Source organism: Yersinia sp. 22-579 (genome assembly GCF_030433455.1).
Lineage (GTDB): Bacteria > Pseudomonadota > Gammaproteobacteria > Enterobacterales > Enterobacteriaceae > Yersinia > Yersinia enterocolitica.
The window spans coordinates 281,063-302,596 of record NZ_JAUJTZ010000004.1; the positions used below are offsets into that span (position 1 = coordinate 281,063).

The window sequence follows — 21,534 nt, forward strand, 5'->3', positions numbered from 1 at the left end:
ATACGCTATGGAAAATCATTAACCCTTATAGTAGTGTTTCTCGTCACACTGATCCATTGATAACGTATATAGTTACCAATGAATAATTACGATAATAAAACATTCTGGGAAAAAATCGGATGCGTTATTCTAATTCCGATAACAACTAGCGAATATGTATGAAAAAAAACACTAACCAACGGGAGTACTTTTTAGACGCCATCCGCGCCTATTTGATGTTACTCGGCATTCCTTTTCATCTTTCTCTTATATACTCCAGCAATCATTGGGCGGTGAATAGCAGCCACTCTTCATTGGTATTTACCCTATTGAATGATTTCATCCATGCTTTTCGCATGCAGGTATTCTTTGTTATTTCCGGTTATTTTTCGTTCATGTTGTATCAGCGCTATGAGCGCCAGCGCTGGCTCCAGGTCCGCATGGAGCGTGTGGTTATTCCGCTCATTACCGCTATCCCCCTCATTACTTTGCCGCAGTTCTTCTTACTAAAGAATTACACCAATAAATTACAAGATTGGAATTCATTTACAATTTATCAAAAAATAAATATTGCTATTTGGGAAGTTGTTTCTCACTTATGGTTTTTGTTAACACTCGCATTACTAACAGGACTCTGTTTTTATCTGTTCCAGAAAATGAAGAATAAACAACACTCGGTTCCTGGTTTGATAAAAAGAATGAATAACATAGGAAAAATCTCACTATTATTGTTTGTATTCATATTCATCTATTCTGTAATACGCAGAATAATATTCCTTCTTAACCCTGAAATACTTTTTAATAGTGTTTTCAATTTCTTTGTTATGGAGACGGTTTTTTATCTGCCATTCTTTCTTCTGGGTGCTTATAGTTTTATCTATCCGCCACTCAAACAGGTTTTTCTCACATTCTCACCGGGAGCATTAATCGCCTCGATACTGCTGTTTGGCGCTTACTACTTAAACCAACATATTAATACTGCTGAATTTTTTTCCTTTGAATTGGATCTCATCATCAAAGCGTTAATCGGTGTGACCATGACTAACGTGGTCTATTCTCTTGGGCATCGCTTACTCAACTACCCTTCCGTGCGGGTGACTTACCTGGTCAACGCTTCTCTTTTCATCTATCTGGTGCATCATCCATTGACCTTAATTTATGGTGCCTTCGTGACACCGCAAATTGACAACAACGGGCTAGGTTTCATACTAGGAATGGCCTTTGTTTGCCTGATTTCGTTTATGTTGTATGAGGTACATCGCCGTATTCCTTTGCTGAAATTCTTGTTTTCTGGCAAGCCGCAGCAGCAAACGGCGTAATTAAAGTATTATGCAAAGGAATAATGTTATTGCTAATCGATTGATTCATCCGCATACCGTTTTGGTCATAAAACCGCTACACTGTCAGGCCATCATGTAGATGCGGGATGGCAAATGCTTCACTGTGCGCTCTGCTTTCAGAGCAACTATCCTGTTATACCCTAAGTAATTCGAGTTGCAGGAAGGCGGCAACTGAGTAAATCCCCAGGAGCTTACATAAGTAAGTGACTGGGGTGACCGAAGGCAGCCAACACACATGCAGCTTGAAGTATGACGGGTATATTCCTTATCAGGATTTGTTTCACTTGCAGTGACAACAAAAAGAGGAATTGTGATGAGTAAGCAAGAATCTATTGAGAATAATCCCCCATCTGAAACTACGCCAGTCACCGAGTTCAGCACTTTGTTGGCCTTGGTTAATCGCCTCAGCGGCGCACTGGATAGCGCGATCACCGGCAAAGATCGCAGTGTATTAGTCAATGAACTTTCACAACTTTCTGTCGATAATCTTCCTGAACAGGAAAAAGCAGTGACCTTTGAAGCCCTGAAAAGAGCTTTGGCTGCACTAAAACGCGACTAGTTTTTCATCCAACGCTCACCCTTGATTCCCCGCTGGGCAATGAAAGGTGAGCGATCTGGCTATACCTCTCTATCCTCTCCAATTTATACCCAAAATAATTCGAGTTGCATGAAGGCGGCAAGGGAGAGAATCCCGATGAGCTTACTGTAGTAAGTGATTCGGGTGACAAATCGGTCAGGAACCGATTTGAACGCTGCTTGCAGCGGCCTCGTAGAGGCGAGGCCCATGGACGGGTCGAGTAACGAACGTAGCCAACACACATGCGGCTTGAAGTATGACGGGTATACAGACCTATTTAACACATTGAATTAGGTCATATCTTCCCATTGCCCGCTCTAAATCTGTGTATAATATTTCGGCCTATCCGCTTTTTCACATCAGGAGATCTCCCACATTGGACGCCATCACTATTAACAGCCTTTTTTTGATTGGCGCAGTGCTGGTGGGAGCCAGTATTTTACTGAGCTCACTCTCTTCACGGTTGGGCATACCCATTTTGGTCATCTTTTTGGCCATTGGTATGTTGGCGGGCACCGACGGCATCGGTGGGATTGCCTTCGATAACTATCCTGTCGCGTATCTGGTCAGTAACCTGGCATTAGCCGTCATTCTGTTAGACGGCGGCATGCGTACCCGAGCATCTTCCTTTCGTGTCGCATTGTGGCCGGCCCTGTCGCTGGCAACCGTAGGTGTGTTGATTACTGCGGGCCTGACCGGTTTGGCCGCCGCCTGGCTATTTGATTTAGATATCATTCAAGGCTTATTGATTGGTGCGATTATAGGTTCAACCGATGCGGCAGCCGTTTTCTCACTGTTAGGTGGCAAAGGCCTCAACGAGCGAGTCAGTGCCACTCTGGAGATAGAATCAGGCAGTAACGACCCAATGGCCGTATTCTTGACCATTACCCTGATTTCTATGATTTCCGCCGGTGAATCCAGCCTGAGCTGGATGTTTTTGGTGCATCTGATTCAGCAATTTGGCTTGGGCATTATCATCGGATTGGGTGGCGGCGGCTTGCTGTTGTCACTTATCAACCGGATAGAATTACCCAGCGGTTTATATCCATTACTGGCAGTCAGTGGCGGGATTCTGGTGTTTTCACTCACCACCGCGATGAATGGCAGCGGGATTTTGGCGGTCTATCTCTGTGGCCTGATGCTCGGCAACCGCCCCATCCGCAACCGCGCGGGTATTTTACAGACCTTCGATGGGTTGGCGTGGCTCAGTCAAATTGGCATGTTCCTGGTATTGGGGTTATTGCTTAACCCAAGTGAGTTGTTGCCGATTGCCATTCCAGCATTAATTCTCTCATTGTGGATGATTCTATTCGCCCGACCACTGTCAGTATTTATCGGCTTACTGCCCTTCCCCAGTTTTAATCTGCGTGAGCGCATCTTTATTTCATGGGTCGGTTTACGCGGTGCCGTTCCGGTTATTCTGGCGGTATTCCCGATGATGGCCGGTATTCCCCATGCGAATTTATTCTTCAATGTCGCCTTTTTTGTCGTGCTGGTTTCGCTGCTATTACAAGGCACCAGTTTGTCATTTGCTGCGCGCAAAACAAAATTGGTGGTGCCGCCCGCGCTCGCTCCGGTGGCACGGATTGGTTTAGATATTGATAAAAATAACCAGTGGGAGCAGTTTATTTACCAGCTCAGCTCCGATAAGTGGTGTATCGGCGCAGCGTTGCGTGATTTAAAAATGCCGCAGGAAACGCGTATTGCGGCACTGTTTCGTGGCAAAGACTTATTACATCCCAACGGCAATACCCGCTTGAAAGAAGGCGATATTTTGTGCGTTATTGGTCAGGAGCATCACTTGCCCGCACTAGGAAAATTGTTTAGCCAGTCACCCAGCATCCAGTTGGATGAGCGCTTCTTTGGCGACTTTATTCTCGATGCAGATGCAAAGCTTGATGATATATCTCAGATTTATGGTCTTAATCTGGAACAGGGCGTCGATAAACAACAAACACTCGGCCAGTTCGTGCTCTATCTCTTTGGTGGTGAACCGGTTATTGGTGACCAGATTGAGTGGGATGGCCTGACGTGGACCATTGCCGAAATGGAATCTGACCGCGTGAGCCGGGTCGGAGTTAAAATAGTGACCGATAAAGCCTGATAATGGCAGTATTCATTATTACCCTATGGGTGTGCTAACCAACATTTATTAGCCCGGTTAGCACACCACTATTATTGCCGCGACACTATCTCATGCAGTCACAACAGCTAACTTCTGCCCTGCTTAATTCGGTTAACTAACACAATACCCACACATACCAACACCAGTGCAATAGCATATTTCCATTCCAAAATACTTTCATTCAGGAAAATAGCCGACAGCACCGCGCCAGAAACTGGGATAAGGAAATTGAATGGGGCCACCATGCCGACCCGGTTATATTTAAGCAATAAACTCCAAAGCGCAAACGCTGCGGACGATAACAGCACCAGATAGGCCAGTAGTAATAAAGCCTGCCAGCCAAAATCACTCAAATATCCACCAAACAGATAACCACCCAGAGTTAAAACTAACCCACCAATGGCTAACTGATAGCCTGTCATTACTGTGGTATCCATAGTTTGTGAAATACGTTTACCATAAATACTGGCGGCAGAAAGGATGAATGCAGCCAACACAACACACCCCTCGCCCATCAGGGAAAAATTAAAGTCCATCAAGCCCGAGCCAAAATTTACCACCATGACCCCGGCAAACCCCAAGGCACATCCAATGATTTTATTGAAGGTCAGCCGGTCATTTTTATAAATATAATGCGCCAACAGGACACTAAAAAATGTGCCCGTCGCATTCATAATAGAACCTTTAACCCCAGTGGTGTATGCCAGGCCAATATAGAAAAAAACGTACTGCAAGGTTGTCTGTGTAAGCCCTAAAATAGCAATCTGCTTATATTGGCTCTTCTTAAGGCGACCAATAGCCTTACCGCTAGCGACAGCAAAAAGCAGTAATACCAAACCTGCCAATAAAAAACGATACCCGGCAAACACCATCTTGCTCGGAATATCATCAGCTGCAATATGGAACAGCGCATAGCCATTTTTTATGGCCGGATAGGCGCTGCCCCACAACAAACAACAAAATGTTGCGACGAGAAAAACAAATTTTTTATTAGTAAAAAGTGGAGGACTGCGGTCCACATCAGCATCCTTTTCAGACAAAAAATGAAACATTGTTTCGTTATAACCATTTATTGTATAAAAATCTTGTCTAATGTCACTTTTCTCCTAAAAAGATCCCGACAATCCTGTTACCCCGCATCTATAGCTCATCATGAGCCAAAAATATTTAAATACGACACTCTGTTTGTAGAATAAACGTACTATAGCGAGAAAGTGAGTGCGCTATTACTACACTAGCTAAGTCTCGTTCAATGTTTGCACTCATAGATAGAGATCGTGTACGATGTTGTTTTAATTAAATAACTTTGGTTTTTATTATGTTAAAACTCTTTAACGTAAATTTTAATAATATGCCTGAAAGGAAGTTAGACGAGATCTTCTCACTTAGAAAAATAACATTTAAAGATCGACTGGACTGGAAAGTAACCTGTATTGATGGCAAAGAAAGCGACCAATATGATGATGAGAACACTAATTATATATTAGGAACAATAGACGATACTATTGTTTGCAGTGTTCGCTTTATTGACATGAAATATCCAACCATGATTACAGGGCCATTTGCTCCTTATTTTTCTGATGTGAGCTTACCTATTGATGGCTTTATTGAATCCAGCCGATTTTTTGTTGAAAAAGCATTAGCAAGAGATATGGTGGGTAATAACAGTTCCCTTAGTACTATACTGTTTCTTGCTATGGTGAATTACGCCAGGGATCGTGGGCATAAAGGGATACTCACAGTAGTCAGCCGAGGAATGTTTATACTACTGAAACGCTCGGGTTGGAATATTACGGTATTGAACCAAGGTGAATCAGAGAAAAATGAAGTTATTTATCTTTTACACCTGGGTATTGATAATGATAGCCAACAACAACTGATAAATAAAGTATTGAGAATACATCAAGTTGAACCAACCACTCTTGGAACCTGGCCAATGGTCGTGCCTGGTATTGTTAAATAGGTTTAATTAGCTTCAACTCAATGCCAAGCCTTATTGCGTGCTTGGCATTTAAAACACCCAGCTTTCTAACAACATTGCCAATATGGAATTTAACTGTGCTTCTTTTTATTCCCAATATAATTGAGATCTCGGCATAAGTTTTACCAACACTGGCCCAGTATAGAATTTCATTTTCCCTCGGCGAGAATATGTCTCGCTCTATTTTTGGGTTTCGATTTTCATTCTTATCGCTATTGCTCTGGTAAAGACCTAACATCTTTTCATGTGTGAGAATGAGTAGCATTTGAATTTTTTCTTTGTTTATTTCAATGCTTTCATCAAAAGAGATACTATCGTCGCTTCCATTGGAGATATTTAACGTTGCCATATTATTACTATTATCATGGAGTACGAAAGTATAACCATTAACAATATTGTATTCTCGGGCCAACTTAAACACGGCGGAATCCGTCGATTTTTTATTGATAACGGAATTATCGTCCCAGGCAAAAGGGGCAACTTTATCTTTCGCCGTCAAAATAACCGGATCAATAAGATGATAACTGTTCTTTTTATATTTCCTTACCCAATCTAATGGATAATTAGAGATAATAGTGGGATGCAGAGGGGTTTTCTTATTCATGACTAAATAAGAATAACGAAGATCACCATAGGCCTTTATTCTGCGTTGAATATAGTTCTTTATATCTTCATTAATACTTTCGTTATCAAAATAGTCAATTATCATAATAGGCCAATTTTACTCTGTGTATAATGTAACAATACAATTTTATCGCATTGTTTTCAATAGAAAATGCGGTATAACATACCCTCACAAACATTTCTTATATGAAATTGATGCCCGATAAGAAAAAACCTAGACCAAAGTATAGTTTAGATAACTAGACCTAAGGCTAGCTATTATTATACCCCTATGTTAATTAAACTGTTTTTGCTTCGCAGAATTAGATTTTAATATAATAGAACTAGTATCTTAGCGCACTGCCGTTAAGAAAGTTAGTCTGAAAAGAATATATTTTCGCCAACACCAGGGCACTTCAGATTCACCAAGTACCAGTTTCACCCTGCCATCTGGATGCTTTTACATTCAGATGGCTATCAAATCAGATGTCATCCCCCTCCTCAATACATACTCTTTTTCTGAGAAAGATCATCTCTGATGATTTCATCGGCGCAGCCTGCTGTTTATCTGACCATCTTTCGTCTTAATGGACTCGCGTTGTCGGCCAAAGAGACTCATCGAACAAAAAAACCTAAAAAATATTCTTCAAACACATATAAACATTAAACATATTAATGTAATGTGAGTAAAGTTGACTTAAGTCATGTCAGTAACCTAAATAAATCGTATGATAAATAAACGGTTATAATGTTTCCCTGGTGTTGGCCGAATTGGCATCCCTTACCAAATGAGATTGGTAAGGGTTTTTTTTTGCCTATTATTTGGAGCACAACAGGGTTTATCTAAGATGACGGCTGCATCGCGCGCGCAAAAGTCATCGCGCGAATAATCACCGCACGATCAATATCGGGATTATCACTCTCAAGTAACTGTTGCCAAATCGCGATGGCTTGCGCGTAGCGTGCATGAGTAAAGTTATCATTGGCTTGCAACATCAACGCCGTATATTGCAAAGGATCTTTTGCCAGCGCTTGCTGCAACCAGTAGACCACATCATCAGTCATTTTCTGTCCTGACTGATAATAAAACAGCGTCGCTCGTGCAGCATCAAGTGCCGCGCTGACCCCTTGTAAGCGCTCTGTCTGCTGTAATGCCACCAGCGCGTCCTCAAACTCATTCCGATACAAATAGTGCTGTGCCAAACTAAACCATAGCTCGCCGTTATCTGGTGATTGGCGGATACGCTGCTGTAAAAGAAATAATGTCGGATCGCTGCTTTGTTTATCCACCACCGAGTTCAGACGTGCAGCTTCTTGTTGCCGTAAAGCCTCTTGTTGCACTGAGGAATAGTGACCCAATTGTTGATATCCCAAGAGGATAAGTATCGGAATCAAAAGGCTAAATCCCAACGGCCAACGCCAACTCAGGCGACCATATTGCCTCAGCCAAGGCCACCACATCCCTATTAGAATGACGAGTAATACTATCGCCAGCCCTATCGCTAAAATCATCAGTTGCCCCCTCCCGCACCAGAGGCTGAGCGCCGCCATATTCGCAATACCAGAGCGCCTAACAGGCAGAGTAGCAGCACGCCCGGCCCAAACCACAACACCCATGTTGCACTGCGCAGCGGGGGCCGATACAGCACAAAATCACCGTAGCGCTGGGTCATCAGAGCCATAATATCCTGAGAACTGCGCCCCGCCTCCACCAAGCGGTAAACTTCCAAACGCAAATCCTGCGCGATAGGTGAGGTCGACTCCAATAAGTTCTGATTCTGGCATTGAGGGCAACGTAACTCTTTTGCCAATGCCAGGGCCTGCTGCTGATTTTGCGGCGAACTAAAATGGTAGGTATCTACCAAATCGGCTAATACCCACGGTGAGAATAGCAGTGATAACGCCAGAAATATGGCTTTCATAGGCTGCCCACCTTAGACCACTGCGCCAGCAATGGCGCAAACTGTTGCTGCCATATCTCCTGCGTCATCTCACCCACATAGCGCTGGCGAATAACTCCATCAGCATCAATAAGCCAGGTTTCTGGGGTGCCATACACCCCCATCGCCAACGCTAACACCCCTTGCGGATCATAAAGGTTCTTTTGATATGGGTTGCTGTAACGGTGAAGTGTATTCAATGCTGCCTGACGATCGTCGCGGTAATTCAACCCGTAAAACTGCACTTGATTTAAGCTACTGGCAATCTGGCCTAATACTGCCAATTCTTGTTTGCAACTGGCACACCAACTGGCCCACACATTGATTACAGTCACTTTACCCAACAGTTGACTCCGCGTTATTTTTTCCGCTGGTTGCTGTAATTCAGATAAGGAAAACTCCGGGAATGGCAGATTTTTCTCTGCCAACTCAACATGATGTGGGTCACGATTTAAGCCACTATAAAGTACCAGTCCCAAAACAAAGGCCAGCATCGGAACACACAACCAAGGCCACCGTTGCTTCATTTATCCTCCGCAATATCACTGGCAGCTCTGCCTCTTCGCCACAGGGCCAACACGCCGCCGAACACCATTATCAACGCGCCGCCCCAAATCCAACTGACCATCGGCTTATGATATAAACGCACGCTATATTCACCAGAACCCAAACTATCACCTAGCACCGCATAGAAATCAGCAAAAGGGCCACTGGCTATGGCTGGCTCAATCATCAACGTCTCACGCGCTGTATAGTGCCGCCGCTCAGGTAGCAGCATAGTGATGGGTTGCCCATTCTGGCTAACGGCAATATGTGCCCGCTCACTGGTATAATTAGGGCCAACCAGTAATTCGGTTTGCTGATAAGTAAATTGGTAACCAGCCAATGTGACTTGTCGGCCAACGGACATGCGGCTGCCCTGCTCGACTGAGTGATACGAGGCAAATAGCATGCCCATTAAGCTAATGGCGACGCCGCCATGAATCAGCCATGATCGCCAACGTATCTTGGGGGCAAACAGCGGCGCAAATAACACCCAAAGCGCCAATGTGATACCCGGTATCATTTCTGGCTGCCATGAGGATTGATACAAACCCGAACTTAAGAGCGCGCCCAGGATAGCCAGCAGCGCGGGAACCGCCAGACGCCAGCGCGTAGTTTTGCGGCTTCGCTGCCAATCGGCAAAAGGGGCCCACCCCATCAGCAATAACAGCAGTAACATAAAAGGCGTTAGCGTTAGGTTGAAGTAAGGCGCACCAACAGAGAGCGAACCTCGTCCCAATGCACTGAAAATCAAAGGATATAGTGTACCAATCAATACCGTGACTGCCGCAATGCTTAATAATACCAGCGCCGCTAACAATAAGGTTTCCAGTGAGAAAAGGTTGAAGTCAGCCGCGCGAGTATTACCTCGAATCCGTAGTGCAAATAACATCAATGAAACCAATGTTACGATGCCAAATAGTGCCAGCAGGGCCTCACCACGGGCGGTATCAACAGCAAAGGCATGGACTGAGGTCAACACGCCGGAGCGGACAATAAAAGTCCCTAGCAAGCAGAGCTGAAATGTCACTAATGACAGCAATATACCCCATTGATGATACAAACCGCGTCGTTCATTGAGCGCCAAAACATGCAACAATGCCGTGCCGGTGAGCCAGGGAAGTAATGAGGCATTTTCTACCGGGTCCCAGAACCACCAGCCTCCCCAGCCCAATTCACTGTATGCCCACCACGCCCCAAGTAGAATGCCGATGCTCAGTAAACTCCAGGCCGCCAATATCCACGGGCGGCTATAGCGAGCTATATTCTGATCACTTTTGCCTTCAAGTAAGGTCGCGACCGCAAAAGCAAAACCAACAGCAAAACCGCTGTAACCCAGATAAAGCAGTGGAGGATGAAATATCAACGCCAAATCCTGCAACATCGGATTCAAATCGCGCCCTTCCCCGAGTGTGGGGAATAATCGTGCAAAGGGATTGGAGAAAAAGAGGATAAATATACTAAAAATAACCAGTAACCAGCCCATCACTCCCAGCGAGCGAGCGAAAAAGCGCAGCGGAAAATGGCGACGTGACAAGGCTAGCGCGGCGCTCCACAAGCTAAGGGCAAACAACAGAAATAACATCGAGCCTTCGTGCCCGCCCCAGATTGCTGCAATTTTATAAAATAGCGGAAGCTGACTGTTTCCGTGTTGAGCAACATACAATACCGAGAAATCATCGGTGACGAAGCACCAGCCCAGAGCCAACATTGCCAGTGTGATAAATAAGGCGACGCCATAGCTGAGCGACGGCAACCAGAATAGCAAAGGCATCCGCCGACCATGCAAAGCAATAAAGGGCAAACAGCCGAGCAACAGCGCCAATGACGCTGCCGCCAGCAGTAAAAGCAGCCCCAATTCAGCTGTCATACTATTGTATCCACCACACTATTTTATCCATCACACGACCGTCATCTGGCCGGCATAAAGAATGAAGAAACGTAAAACAAATACGCCGAATAAACTTAAACCGGAAACCGTAAGCAGGAATGAAACCCGGTGGCGCACGTTATGGCTGCAATAACGGTTTAGAACCAATGGCAGCACCATGCCGCAACCAATCACCCAGAACCAGAACATCAAAGCCCAGAAACCGCCACCTAATGCGACCGTCACCGCCACCTCTTTCTGACCACCGCCAAACCATAGTCCGGTAAAAAATGCCAGCAACAGAAAAAGTTCCAGCCACACCACCGGTTTTTCCAGCCGATGAACAAACGCCAAGGCCGGGCTATGGAGCGGTTCTTTAAAAAATGCCACTGAACACAGCACCATGGCGGCAATACCGGAAGAAACACCAGAGAACAGGAATAGCACCGGAAGCACTGGATTATTCAGCAACGGGTAAGTTTTCAAGGCAGATAACAGAAAGCCGGTATAAGCCCCTAACGCCACTGCCAAAAACATCATCAGCGGCTCAAGTTTAGGTTCAATCGGGGCCAGTTTATTCAGCAACGTACTTACCCGGCTCAGCTTAGGATAAGGCTGTAATAATGCTGTTATCCAATGACGGAATAGCACCGCCAGCCAAACTAATAACACCACCATATAGATCTGAAATAACATCACTCCCAGCGACATAACCGAACTGGTGCTGTAGAAAAACATCAGTTTCCAGAAAGTCCACGGTCGGGTCAGATGCAGAATCAAGATAAACAAACCCAGAACAACCGCCAGTGGTGCGATAATCGCGGTCGATTTCAACAAGCCACTTTGCGCAGCATTACCACCTAAGACTCGCCGCTTAACTAACAGGCTCACCACCACCATGCCGGCAGAAACACCAATTAAAAACAGATAGATAGCAATCGGCCAATCCCAGACTAATGACTCAAAATGAAATGGCGTATTCAGTGCAGAACTCATCCGGTTATCTCCCCATACTGGAAAGGAACACGATAAAGCTTCGGCTGTGTTCCCAGATGTAACTTGGCGCGATACACCGTGCGCTGATGCAGTAGCTTCACCAACTCGCTGTCAGGTGAGTCCAGATTGCCAAAGGTCAGTGCTTTGGTTGGACACGACAGCACACAAGCCGGCTGTTTACCCTGCTTCAGATTGGTTTTCCGACAAAAATCACATTTATCCGCGGTTTTCGTCACCGGATGAATAAAACGAACCCGATACGGGCACGCGGCAATACAATACTGGCACCCGACACAAAGGTCAGGATTGACATCAACGATCCCTGTCGCTTTATCACGATAAGAGGCCCCGGTAGGGCAAACATCCACACAGGGGGCTTTATCACAATGCTGGCAAGAGTGGCGATAAAACTGGTATTTCACCGCAGGGAACTCACCAATAGGTTGGCTACGGATAATATTTAATCGAGAAACGCCCGCTGGCACATGATTCACCTCACGACAGGCATCCATACATGCAGTACACCCAATACAGCGGGTTTCGTCATGCAGCATACCGTAACGAACTCCGTCAATCGTGCCGCTCAGCGCTAATGAACGCCCGGATGAGCCAGTCATGAAAATCAGCGCCCCCATACTGACAATAAAATGACGACGATTGGTATTCATGGCGCGTCCTTCGGTATCAGTTCCTGCTGACGGCGGTGGCAATCGACACAGATTTTGACCCGCCCTTTATCATCCAGGCCGTGCATCGGATCTGTTTTAGGGTGCAATTGATGACAACTGACACAGGAAAGTTTCAGCATATGTACATCATGTGGCCAGAAGGCTTCACGCAATTTCTCTGGCTGATGACAACTCATGCAGACACTGTTTTGTTGTGAAACGCTAAACATCGCCTTATCTGCATTCAACATATCGCTGTTAAAGCGCATCACATCTTTGATGCCATTACGATGCAGTATCGCCGCTTTTCCATGACAATTAGTGCAAGTTACCGCCAATTGGGTATTCGGGTTAATGGCCCCGGCATGTTTTCCGTGTAACTCATCTTTTTGTTCTTTATGACATTGAACACAAGCTGCATCCGGGTTTCGTTGTGGCTCGACCACATGACGCGAACCTTGTGTTAGCGGTGTATCTACTGGTGTTGTGGCGAATGTAGGCAGCGTGTAGAGAGTCAACACTGCCAGCAACATCGCTGAACAGAATGAACGTAAAACGCGCATAGTTATTCCACCTTTGCTACGGCTCCAATCAAGAGCCAGTTTGTCTCTGGAATAGCCCCGGCAGGTATTTTTACCCCACCGGAACGCCTTTTACTGGCTCAAACGGCCGGCTTTTTTGGCTTGCTCGTCCCAAGCGGGTACCACCTGTTGCAGAAACTCCTGCTTTTCACTGTTCAGCTTATCCATATCCATCCCCAGTGCTTTTTGCGCATTGAGTTTGGTGGATATATCCGGCAGCGGGATTTCGTGGCTAATTCCCTTAGTAGCCAGCAGGCGCGCCAGCTTGGTACGGGCATCGGCAGCTTTATTCAATGCGCCACCGAGCACACGCAGCCCGACATCTGGTGCATGCATATGAATACCGTGGGAGGCGATGGCGTAATCCCAACGCCATTGCGCATGGCGAATATCTTGCAAGATTGGCTTCATTTCTTGCTCAGTTGCTCCCGCATCCCACGCGGCTTTCGCCTCGTAATGCGCATGAACCAACTGTTTCTCAACATTCAGTTTCAGTTCCTGAATGCTGGCTTTGCGTTCAGCAACAATATCCTGCAAGGTTTTTTTATCTTGGGTATGGCAATTAACACAGGTGGTTTCGAAACTATCAAAGGGGTTGCGGATCTGGTGATCGGTGTACACTTTACCCTCCGCGTTTTGGATTTTCGGCATATGGCAGTCGATACAACTGACATTATTTTTGCCGTGAATACCCGCACGCCAGGTTTCATATTCTGGGTGCTGAGCTTTCAGCATCGGCGTTTTTGACAGTGGATGAACCCAATCAGCGAAAGCAATTTCGTCGTAATACTTCTCCATTGACTCCACGTCAGTACCTTGGTCCCACGGGAGTTTCACCGCTTTATCTTTACCGGCGAAGTGATATTCAACATGGCACTGGCTGCATACCATGGATTGTTGATCCAGACGGCTGGCATGCTCGAAGGGTTTATTAATAGATTGCAGCGCGCGCTCGATATAAGGCCGTGATAGCACTAACGCCGGTTTACCTGCCGCAAAGTCGGCCGAGGCAGTATCATGGCAATCGGCACACCCCAACTGATTAACCACTTCCGGGCCACCTTTGGCCCAAGTCCCTTTAAAATACCCCTCCTCCCCTTGCTCATTAATCAAACGGGCGACATCCGGGCTTTTACAACTCCAGCACGCCATGGGTAATGGGCCATCCTCTGCTGTTTTGGGAGCGGCTGTTCGCAACGTTTCCCGCACATCAGTGACCGCATAAGCATGCCCACGCGGTTTATTATAATCTTTGGCAAATGGGTAACCGGCCCACAGAATCACCAGATTCGGGTCTTCAGCCAAAGCATCTTCACGCGGCCCACTTTCTTTGGTTTTCAACCAGGATGTGAACTGATCGACATGCTGTTGCGCGAACTTATCATTGCGGGCCTCGATCGGCGGCGTAGGTGCTGCCGACAACGAAAATACCCCCCCTACAGCCAAAAGAGCCAATATCCCTACCGACATCTGTCTTATAAATTTGCTCACAATAGTTACCCCAGTGTGTTTTCCATACCGGACGCTGCCAGTGCTTGCACCAGTCAGTCATTTTTTTATTTTTAAACCCGCAATCAGATGAAAAATACTCGGCCAGAGACACCCATGACAGATATCACCCAGTGGGGTTAAGGAGATAGTAAGGAGGATTTTCAGCAAATGATTTGTTGTAGTGAGAATGCTTGTTTTAGATCAAACAATTTTTGTGTGGGTATTTGTTTTTATGAACCAGCTCAAAAAAAACGCAGCCAATTGATCATTTTTTACATAAAATCAAACGCATACCTCTTTAGAGGTATCAGGTTACTGACAAACCTAAACACCTTGATTTTACAAGGTGAAGACAGGCAGAAGAGTAAAGCGTCCGCGCCAGGGATGGCGCGGCTCGAGCCCCCAGCGAAGGGTTTACGGCATCTTTACGATCCGCCTGTTTTCACCGTTAATAGCAGAACTATTGATAATGCAGTGAGTAGAGGGTTTACCGCACCTAAGAGCACTTCGGTGGCTTAGGCCACTATACCCCAACGGGACATTTCCCTTCATTTGACTTTATCGGCTGTCTTATAATACAAACCATCAACCATTGGGCCGATTTAGCGTTAAAAGTACTTATTTAAAATAGGGTTATTATCTAACCTCACTAGTATGTCAGAATGCTCCGCTCATTAAGTAGCATTAATATTACGGCCTAAAAAGGAATAAGGAATCGTGACTACCGCTGATATCAAGCCACAATCTCTCACTAAAAGCCGTGTTTTAGCTGCCGCCAGAACCTGCTTTGCCAAAGATGGCTTCCACGGCGCATCGATGAAAAGCATCTGTAAAGCCTGCGATATGAGTCCCGGAACCCTTTATCACCATTTTCCCAGTAAAGAAGCCTTGATTCAGGAAATCATCCTCGAAGATCAGAGCCGGGCCTTTGCGCGCTTTGCAGAAGAAACATTAGGCGATGATATTGTCCGGAAAACTATCGACAATATGATTGCGGTGTTAGAGGAGGATCGCACCCAACGCTCATTAGTGCTGGAAATTATGGCTGAAGGTATGCGCAATCCCGTGGTCGCCGCTATGTTACATCGCAAATACGATGCCATTATTGAGTTGATAATATCCCATCTAAAAATCAGCCAGCGGCGAGGCATTATCGGCCCAGATGTCGATTTGAACGCGGCCTCCGGGTTACTGCTATCACTGACTTACGGCATACTCGCAGATACCAATCTAAGTACCAATACCACGCCAGAACAACTGAGAACAACTCTCACTGCAATGATGAACGGTTTGCTCAATATCAAATAATTCAATTTGTTAGGTACTCATTTCAGGGTCTTTTTTTGTGAAAAAAATTAGAATGAACGTTCGATTGGGTATTTTACGTTCAATGTCAACCGGCGTATTTCATGACCGTGACCTGTCGCGCCTTTCCGGTGATTGAGAATTAACTTTTATGATCCACACAGCACTCTAAGATTCACCCGTTATCGCTCCTACCCACTGCATGATATTTGTTAAACCAATTAGACCAATTTGGTTTACCTAATGACAAATTGGTCAACCAGTTTGTCATTTCATTAACGGAACGGAGTAAATAACTGATGTTACGTCCTGTAGAAAACCGAGCTAGAGAGATCAAAACACTGGATGGTTTATGGTCATTTGTCGTTGATACCCAAAATAAAGGGTTGTCTGAACAGTGGTGGCGTGAACCCTTGGCTGATAGCCGCTCAATTGCTGTGCCCGGTAGCTTTAACGAGCAATTTGCCGATGCAGATATTCGCCAACATGTGGGAAATGTCTGGTATCAACGAACAGTTACCATCCCGAATGGCTGGGACAAACGCAGAGTCGTGTTGCGTTTTGATGCCGTGACACATTACGGCAAAGTTTGGGTTAACGACCATGAAGTGATGGAGCATCAGGGCGGGTATACGCCGTTTGAACAGGATATTAGTTCCCTGATTAAATCCGGCGAAACCATTCGAATTACTGTCTGTGTCAATAATGAACTGAACTGGCAAACCATCCCGCCAGGTATGATTGTTGAAAATGATCAAGGTAAACGTGAGCAACTCTATTTCCATGACTTTTTCAACTATGCTGGTATCCACCGCAGTGTAATGCTGTATACCACACCGCAGAATTTCATCAGTGATATTCATGTGGTAACTGAGCTTTCAGCCGATCACCATCAGGCCAATGTGTTATATCAGGTCACTGCGCCGGATACAGTCAGCGTCACGCTGAAAGATCACAATGGTAAAATTGTCGCACAAGGTAATGGCGCGCAAGGTACCTTGTCGGTTGAAAATCCGACTTTATGGCAACCTGGCGTGGGCTATCTCTATACCCTCACCGTGACCAACACCGCTACCGGGCAAGCCGATGAATACCCTCTTCGCGTGGGTATCCGTACGGTAAAAGTGGTTGGTGAGCAGTTCCTTATCAATGATGAACCTTTCTATTTCACCGGTTTTGGTCGTCATGAAGATGCCGATATCCGCGGCAAAGGTTTTGATAATGCATTGATGGTTCACGACCATGCGCTCATGAAATGGATTGGCGCTAACTCTTACCGTACGTCGCACTATCCTTATGCCGAAGAGATGCTGGAATGGGCGGATGAAAATGGTATCGTCATCATTAATGAAACGCCTGCGGTTGGTTTGAACTTGGCGCTAGGCTTTAATTTTGATGTGACCCAAAAACCAGCAAACTTATTCTCCGAGGAAGCCATTAATGGGCAAACTCAACAAGCACATTTGCAGTCCATTAAGGAACTGATTGCCAGAGATAAAAATCACCCTTCGGTGGTGATGTGGAGTATTGCCAACGAACCAGATGCCAATCCGCAAGGTGCACGTGACTATTTTTCCCCGCTGGCAGAAGCAACACGGAAACTGGACCCTACCCGCCCTATTACCTGTGTTAACGTGATGTTCTGTACGCCGGAAACCGACACCATTACTGACCTGTTTGATGTTGTTTGTTTAAACCGCTATTTCGGTTGGTATATGCAATCTGGAAATTTGGCAAAAGCCGAACGCGCGCTGGAAAAAGAATTACGCGCGTGGCAAGAGAAACTGCATCGTCCAATTATTATTACGGAATATGGCGCGGATACCCTTGCTGGCCTGCACTCAATATATCACGAAATGTGGAGTGAAGAATTCCAGAATCAATTCCTTGAAATGTATCACCGGGTATTCGACCGCGTAAGTGCCGTAGTGGGCGAACATGTATGGAACTTTGCCGACTTTGCCACCTCGCAAAATATTATTCGAGTAGGTGGCAATAAAAAAGGCATCTTTACTCGCGATAGAAAACCTAAATCTTCAGCATTCGTATTACGTGAACGCTGGACTTCGGAACAACCCTTTAAAAAGCCGCGTATCACGGAGTAATATAAAATGAAGAATAGCCTCACATGGAAAAACATTGTGGGCTATGGTTTAGGCGATGTTGCTAACAACTTCGCCTTTGCTATGGGCGCTATGTTTTTATTAAATTACTATACCGATACTGCGGGCATTAATGCCGCAGTAGCGGGAACCATGTTATTACTTGTCAGGGTGTTTGATGCTGTTGCTGATGTGATTGTCGGTCGTATTGTCGATAGTACCCAAACTCGTTGGGGTAAATTCCGCCCCTTTATTTTATTTGGCGCAGTCCCGCTGATGACATTCAGCGTATTGGTTTTCTCAGTTCCGTCATTCCTAAATGATAGCTATAAAATATTTTATATTTATCTGACTTACATGGGATTAGGTGTCGCTTATTCCCTGGTGAATATCCCCTACGGTTCATTATCAACAGCCATGACTCAGCACCCTGAAGAACGTGCGAAATTAGGTGCCGCCCGTACTATCATGGCCTCATTAACCTATACGCTACTGGCATTTGTCATTGCTCCGGCAATTAATGATACCAGCGGCCATCATCAGGCAACTTACACAACTTATACTATTGGTTTGGCCATTGTTGGCGTGGCGTTATATTGGATTTGTTTTGCTTCCACCCAGGAAAACATTACTCGTGTAGTCAAACAACCTTCAATGAAACTCAGTATGAAGACGGTGAAAAGTAATAAACCACTATTAATCCTTTGTATCGTGGCTATTTTCACTCTGACAGGTACATTCTCATTAAGCGCTGCCGGTCTGTATTATGTCCGTTATATCCTCAATGATATGAGTTATTTCAGTACGCTGATTTTTATTCAAACCTTCCTCGGTGCTATTTTGGCTGCCCCACTGGTTCCCAAAATGGTGAAAAGCTACGGCAAGAAAACAACCTTTATTATTGGTACTGTTATAGCTTCCGTCAGCTATCTTATTCTGTTCTTTTTCCTCGATAAATCTGTCTATACCGCATTCGCTCTGTTTGCCTGTGCATCATTCGGGGCCAGCCTATGCATGACGGTCATGTGGGCGCTTGAGGCAGACACCGTAGAATATGGCGAATATAAAACCGGTATCCGAATAGAAGGGTTAACTTATTCACTATTTTCATTCACCCGAAAATGCGGTCAGGCGCTGGGTGGTTCACTCCCGGCATTTATTCTGGTTGCCTCCGGCTACGTTTCAAATCAAGTGCAAACACCCGAAACGATTACTGGAATAAAACTGGCGGTAGCCATAGTTCCTGCGTTATGTATGTTCTTAGCCTTTTTAGGCATGTGTTTATATCCACTCACAGAAAAACGTTATCAAGAAATTGTCAGTGAAATAAATAAACGCAAATCCAATAGCGAAGAATTCCTGGATTCCTTACATGAGATAAATATCTACCGTAAAAAAACCGAATAACATTCTATTTTGGATAATAAATTTCAATGAAAAAAATTCCGATAAATATTATATTGTCAGGGGTCGTTTTCTTATTATCTTATCAAGTGGTAGCAGCTTCTTTTTATGATGAAGAGGATGCATTAAGATTGCGGTTAAGGAATGATTTCCGTCGCGCAGAAAGAGCCAGCGCAGGTAGTGAAAAAGATATTTATGCATGGGTACAGGGTGCAGCACTGGAATATAACAGTCGTTATTATCAGGATATTATCGGTGTAGATGTCGGCGGTTTTTACGTTTATAAATTAGGTGCTCGTGATAATTGGAGCACCCGTTGGTATCTCGACGGGCATGATAGTTTTGGCCGTTATACTGCGGCGTTGAAATTAAAGTTTTCAGAAAAACTGTCTATTAAAGCAGGTAGAATGGTCACCGACTCGCTGTATAGTGGTCAGGAAGATCTACCGATTATTAATGCATCATCTCAACGTACCGTTCCGACATTATCCGATGTTGTATTAATGAAATACAGTATCGATAGGAATTACGATATTTATGCGATGTACCGTTATGGTGTATATTATTATTCCGATGTCGCGGAAGGTGTTCACCGAACCGGCCCAATAGATCCAACCAATTATCAACACAATATTTTTCGTCCACAATATATAACATCACTGGTATTTCATGACTCATGCCATTATTACGCCACCAGCGGCTCATGGCAGGAAGATGTCGCCATGCAGTTAATGGCTAAAACAGCGACATGCTTACCACTTGATTCGGGGCGAAAAGATAAGTTTAAAGCTGAATTTACCGCTTTTTATGCCAATCTGGATGGGATAACTGCTGCGCTAGATGGGCCGAAGGACACATCATTACTCAGTGGGCAGCTTAGCTATATCCACCCTGTCGGCTCATTATTTTTTGGGATAGGAAAAACAGGAGGTAAATTAAACCGGCTTGCGGGGATTGATACCGATCTGGGATACCCTTTTGATCTCAGTATCGACCGAAATCATAGCGATATGTGGTCTTATCAATTGGGAGCAACACTTAATCTACCCGGCAATTCTTTTATCGGCATTGCTGAGACATTAACCAATGGTTATGAAACCTATCAGCATGATGTACAAATCCGCGGTGCTGGGACGAACCTGCTTTTTGGCTGGCAAGCGGCTCAAGGGAGATTACAGGGGCTAAAAGTATTTGTCGCACTTAACCGTGCCCGGGAACATCGTAATGGCAGCGTATTGGGCGATCGTTTGGATTACTACGATAGCAAAGTGAATATTCAGTATGACTTTATAATGAAATAAGAATTTTGAGTATAATAAGCAACTGTCTAATGCGGCTTCCGAATCGGGTCATCATATCGCCTCTCGGAAGCTGCTCTTAGCGACGATTTTATTATTCGAAGAAGTGGCAATCTAATGAGAAAACCCAGTTAGCTCAACAACGCAAGCTGACATATTGGTTAAAATGATATGAAGTTATGCACTACGAAGTAAGAAACACTAAGAGAAGATGGCGGAGGAGGAGTCCGCTAAAAACATTTCTAATGCGGAACAATACATTTCAATTTTAAACTATAAAACAAAAGGTTATATAAAAACCACCTCAATCCAGTACAAATGAAAACAACCCTACCTAATCATTAATGGCATACTCAATGGCATACTGGAATTTTAAGAGATTCACTGATGGCTACTCTCACCGATACCAAAGCTCGCCAGATCAAACCAGATGACACTCCCTTCCCTCACGGTGGTATTACCGGTCTGACACTGCATCCTTCCTCCAGCAAAGGTCATGGAAAATGGGTCTTACGCTTCATAAGCCCAGTAACAAAGAAACGTCGTAATGCTGGCTTGGGTACCTATCCAGAAATCAGCATCGCTGATGTAGTAAAACAAGCACATGCCATGCGTCAGCAAATTGCCCAGGGGATTGATCCACTTGAACAGAAGTGAATAGACCCGGGTTTCGTAGACACTTTTTTGCCTCATAATGGAGGCCTAATGAAGGAGTGTTTATGTCAGTCAAA

Annotated in this window: 18 protein-coding genes and 1 pseudogene; 9 read left to right on the top strand and 10 right to left on the bottom strand. The window is 45.0% G+C overall.

The window, feature by feature from the left end:
* The first annotated feature begins 158 nt into the window (after positions 1 to 158).
* The 3 genes from mdoC (at position 159) to QSV56_RS07175 (ending at position 4,000) form a co-directional block, all read left to right on the top strand.
* Positions 159 to 1,298, top strand: a complete 1,140-nt coding sequence (gene mdoC / locus QSV56_RS07165; RefSeq protein WP_046050734.1) for a glucans biosynthesis protein MdoC — start codon at positions 159 to 161, stop codon at positions 1,296 to 1,298.
* Between the two features lie 334 nt (positions 1,299 to 1,632).
* Complete coding sequence (locus QSV56_RS07170) at positions 1,633 to 1,878, top strand: hypothetical protein (protein ID WP_019079824.1); 246 nt, start codon at positions 1,633 to 1,635, stop codon at positions 1,876 to 1,878.
* Positions 1,879 to 2,272: 394 nt separating this feature from the next.
* Positions 2,273 to 4,000, top strand: a complete 1,728-nt coding sequence (locus QSV56_RS07175; protein ID WP_005160140.1) for a potassium/proton antiporter — start codon at positions 2,273 to 2,275, stop codon at positions 3,998 to 4,000.
* 107 nt (positions 4,001 to 4,107) lie between these two features.
* Here the strand turns inward: QSV56_RS07175 and QSV56_RS07180 are convergent, their stop codons facing one another.
* A complete protein-coding gene (locus tag QSV56_RS07180; RefSeq protein WP_026018265.1) occupies positions 4,108 to 5,040 on the bottom strand; it encodes a DMT family transporter in 933 nt (310 codons plus the stop codon).
* Between the two features lie 299 nt (positions 5,041 to 5,339).
* Between QSV56_RS07180 and QSV56_RS07185 the strand changes: the two genes are divergently transcribed.
* Positions 5,340 to 5,984, top strand: coding sequence for an acyl-homoserine-lactone synthase (locus tag QSV56_RS07185; protein ID WP_046694872.1), 645 nt, complete (start codon positions 5,340 to 5,342; stop codon positions 5,982 to 5,984).
* Here the strand turns inward: QSV56_RS07185 and yenR are convergent.
* The 9 genes from yenR to nrfA all read right to left on the bottom strand — a co-directional run bounded on the left by yenR (position 5,977) and on the right by nrfA (position 14,673).
* Complete coding sequence (gene yenR, locus QSV56_RS07190; RefSeq protein ID WP_046694871.1) at positions 5,977 to 6,711, bottom strand: LuxR family transcriptional regulator YenR; 735 nt, start codon at positions 6,709 to 6,711, stop codon at positions 5,977 to 5,979. The two genes, QSV56_RS07185 and yenR, sit on opposite strands and share 8 nt — an antisense overlap.
* A 737-nt stretch (positions 6,712 to 7,448) precedes the next feature.
* The gene (locus QSV56_RS07195) at positions 7,449 to 8,117 is read right to left on the bottom strand and encodes a cytochrome C heme lyase (RefSeq protein ID WP_050130023.1); all 669 of its coding nucleotides are present in this window, start codon (positions 8,115 to 8,117) and stop codon (positions 7,449 to 7,451) included.
* The gene (gene nrfF, locus QSV56_RS07200; protein ID WP_050162183.1) at positions 8,117 to 8,527 is read right to left on the bottom strand and encodes a heme lyase NrfEFG subunit NrfF; all 411 of its coding nucleotides are present in this window, start codon (positions 8,525 to 8,527) and stop codon (positions 8,117 to 8,119) included. Before nrfF ends, QSV56_RS07195 begins: the two co-directional genes overlap by 1 nt.
* Complete coding sequence (locus QSV56_RS07205) at positions 8,524 to 9,072, bottom strand: DsbE family thiol:disulfide interchange protein (RefSeq protein WP_050130019.1); 549 nt, start codon at positions 9,070 to 9,072, stop codon at positions 8,524 to 8,526. The genes nrfF and QSV56_RS07205 overlap by 4 nt, the downstream gene beginning before the upstream one ends.
* Positions 9,069 to 10,958 (bottom strand): heme lyase CcmF/NrfE family subunit, encoded by a 1,890-nt coding sequence (locus QSV56_RS07210; RefSeq protein ID WP_050130017.1) that lies wholly within the window; start codon positions 10,956 to 10,958, stop codon positions 9,069 to 9,071. Before QSV56_RS07210 ends, QSV56_RS07205 begins: the two co-directional genes overlap by 4 nt.
* A 30-nt stretch (positions 10,959 to 10,988) precedes the next feature.
* Positions 10,989 to 11,954, bottom strand: coding sequence for a cytochrome c nitrite reductase subunit NrfD (nrfD, locus tag QSV56_RS07215; protein WP_019083425.1), 966 nt, complete (start codon positions 11,952 to 11,954; stop codon positions 10,989 to 10,991).
* Entirely contained in the window at positions 11,951 to 12,622 is a 672-nt protein-coding gene (nrfC, locus tag QSV56_RS07220) for a cytochrome c nitrite reductase Fe-S protein (protein ID WP_019079832.1), read from the bottom strand. Before nrfC ends, nrfD begins: the two co-directional genes overlap by 4 nt.
* Entirely contained in the window at positions 12,619 to 13,185 is a 567-nt protein-coding gene (gene nrfB / locus QSV56_RS07225; protein WP_050328328.1) for a cytochrome c nitrite reductase pentaheme subunit, read from the bottom strand. The genes nrfC and nrfB overlap by 4 nt, the downstream gene beginning before the upstream one ends.
* Positions 13,186 to 13,275: 90 nt before the next feature.
* On the bottom strand, positions 13,276 to 14,673 hold the full coding sequence (gene nrfA / locus QSV56_RS07230; protein ID WP_050130013.1) for an ammonia-forming nitrite reductase cytochrome c552 subunit: 1,398 nt from the start codon (positions 14,671 to 14,673) through the stop codon (positions 13,276 to 13,278).
* A 738-nt stretch (positions 14,674 to 15,411) separates the two neighbouring features.
* Here nrfA and QSV56_RS07235 point away from each other — a divergent pair.
* From QSV56_RS07235 to QSV56_RS07255, 5 genes and pseudogenes are all read left to right on the top strand, one after another.
* Positions 15,412 to 16,002, top strand: a complete 591-nt coding sequence (locus QSV56_RS07235; RefSeq protein ID WP_050328331.1) for a TetR/AcrR family transcriptional regulator — start codon at positions 15,412 to 15,414, stop codon at positions 16,000 to 16,002.
* Positions 16,003 to 16,298: 296 nt separating this feature from the next.
* Entirely contained in the window at positions 16,299 to 18,104 is a 1,806-nt protein-coding gene (gene uidA / locus QSV56_RS07240) for a beta-glucuronidase (RefSeq protein WP_050328333.1), read from the top strand.
* Positions 18,105 to 18,110: 6 nt separating this feature from the next.
* Positions 18,111 to 19,508, top strand: coding sequence for a glucuronide transporter (gene uidB, locus QSV56_RS07245; RefSeq protein ID WP_050328335.1), 1,398 nt, complete (start codon positions 18,111 to 18,113; stop codon positions 19,506 to 19,508).
* Positions 19,509 to 19,534: 26 nt separating this feature from the next.
* Positions 19,535 to 20,806, top strand: a complete 1,272-nt coding sequence (locus tag QSV56_RS07250; RefSeq protein WP_301211695.1) for an OprD family outer membrane porin — start codon at positions 19,535 to 19,537, stop codon at positions 20,804 to 20,806.
* A 384-nt stretch (positions 20,807 to 21,190) separates the two neighbouring features.
* Positions 21,191 to 21,451: pseudogene (locus QSV56_RS07255) on the top strand (Arm DNA-binding domain-containing protein); the annotation flags it as partial.
* Positions 21,452 to 21,534: the final 83 nt, after the last annotated feature.

Bases quoted from the DNA above. Each gene is read 5' to 3' on its own strand.
- QSV56_RS07250 (WP_301211695.1), top strand. From the start codon at position 19,535: ATGAAAAAAATTCCGATAAATATTATATTGTCAGGGGTCGTTTTCTTA.
- QSV56_RS07195 (WP_050130023.1), bottom strand. From the start codon at position 8,117: ATGATTTTAGCGATAGGGCTGGCGATAGTATTACTCGTCATTCTAATA.
- nrfD (WP_019083425.1), bottom strand. From the start codon at position 11,954: ATGAGTTCTGCACTGAATACGCCATTTCATTTTGAGTCATTAGTCTGG.
- uidB (WP_050328335.1), top strand. From the start codon at position 18,111: ATGAAGAATAGCCTCACATGGAAAAACATTGTGGGCTATGGTTTAGGC.
- nrfA (WP_050130013.1), bottom strand. From the start codon at position 14,673: ATGTCGGTAGGGATATTGGCTCTTTTGGCTGTAGGGGGGGTATTTTCG.
- QSV56_RS07205 (WP_050130019.1), bottom strand. From the start codon at position 9,072: ATGAAGCAACGGTGGCCTTGGTTGTGTGTTCCGATGCTGGCCTTTGTT.
- uidA (WP_050328333.1), top strand. From the start codon at position 16,299: ATGTTACGTCCTGTAGAAAACCGAGCTAGAGAGATCAAAACACTGGAT.
- nrfB (WP_050328328.1), bottom strand. From the start codon at position 13,185: ATGCGCGTTTTACGTTCATTCTGTTCAGCGATGTTGCTGGCAGTGTTG.
- nrfC (WP_019079832.1), bottom strand. From the start codon at position 12,622: ATGAATACCAATCGTCGTCATTTTATTGTCAGTATGGGGGCGCTGATT.
- QSV56_RS07210 (WP_050130017.1), bottom strand. From the start codon at position 10,958: ATGACAGCTGAATTGGGGCTGCTTTTACTGCTGGCGGCAGCGTCATTG.
- QSV56_RS07170 (WP_019079824.1), top strand. From the start codon at position 1,633: ATGAGTAAGCAAGAATCTATTGAGAATAATCCCCCATCTGAAACTACG.
- nrfF (WP_050162183.1), bottom strand. From the start codon at position 8,527: ATGAAAGCCATATTTCTGGCGTTATCACTGCTATTCTCACCGTGGGTA.
- yenR (WP_046694871.1), bottom strand. From the start codon at position 6,711: ATGATAATTGACTATTTTGATAACGAAAGTATTAATGAAGATATAAAG.
- QSV56_RS07185 (WP_046694872.1), top strand. From the start codon at position 5,340: ATGTTAAAACTCTTTAACGTAAATTTTAATAATATGCCTGAAAGGAAG.
- mdoC (WP_046050734.1), top strand. From the start codon at position 159: ATGAAAAAAAACACTAACCAACGGGAGTACTTTTTAGACGCCATCCGC.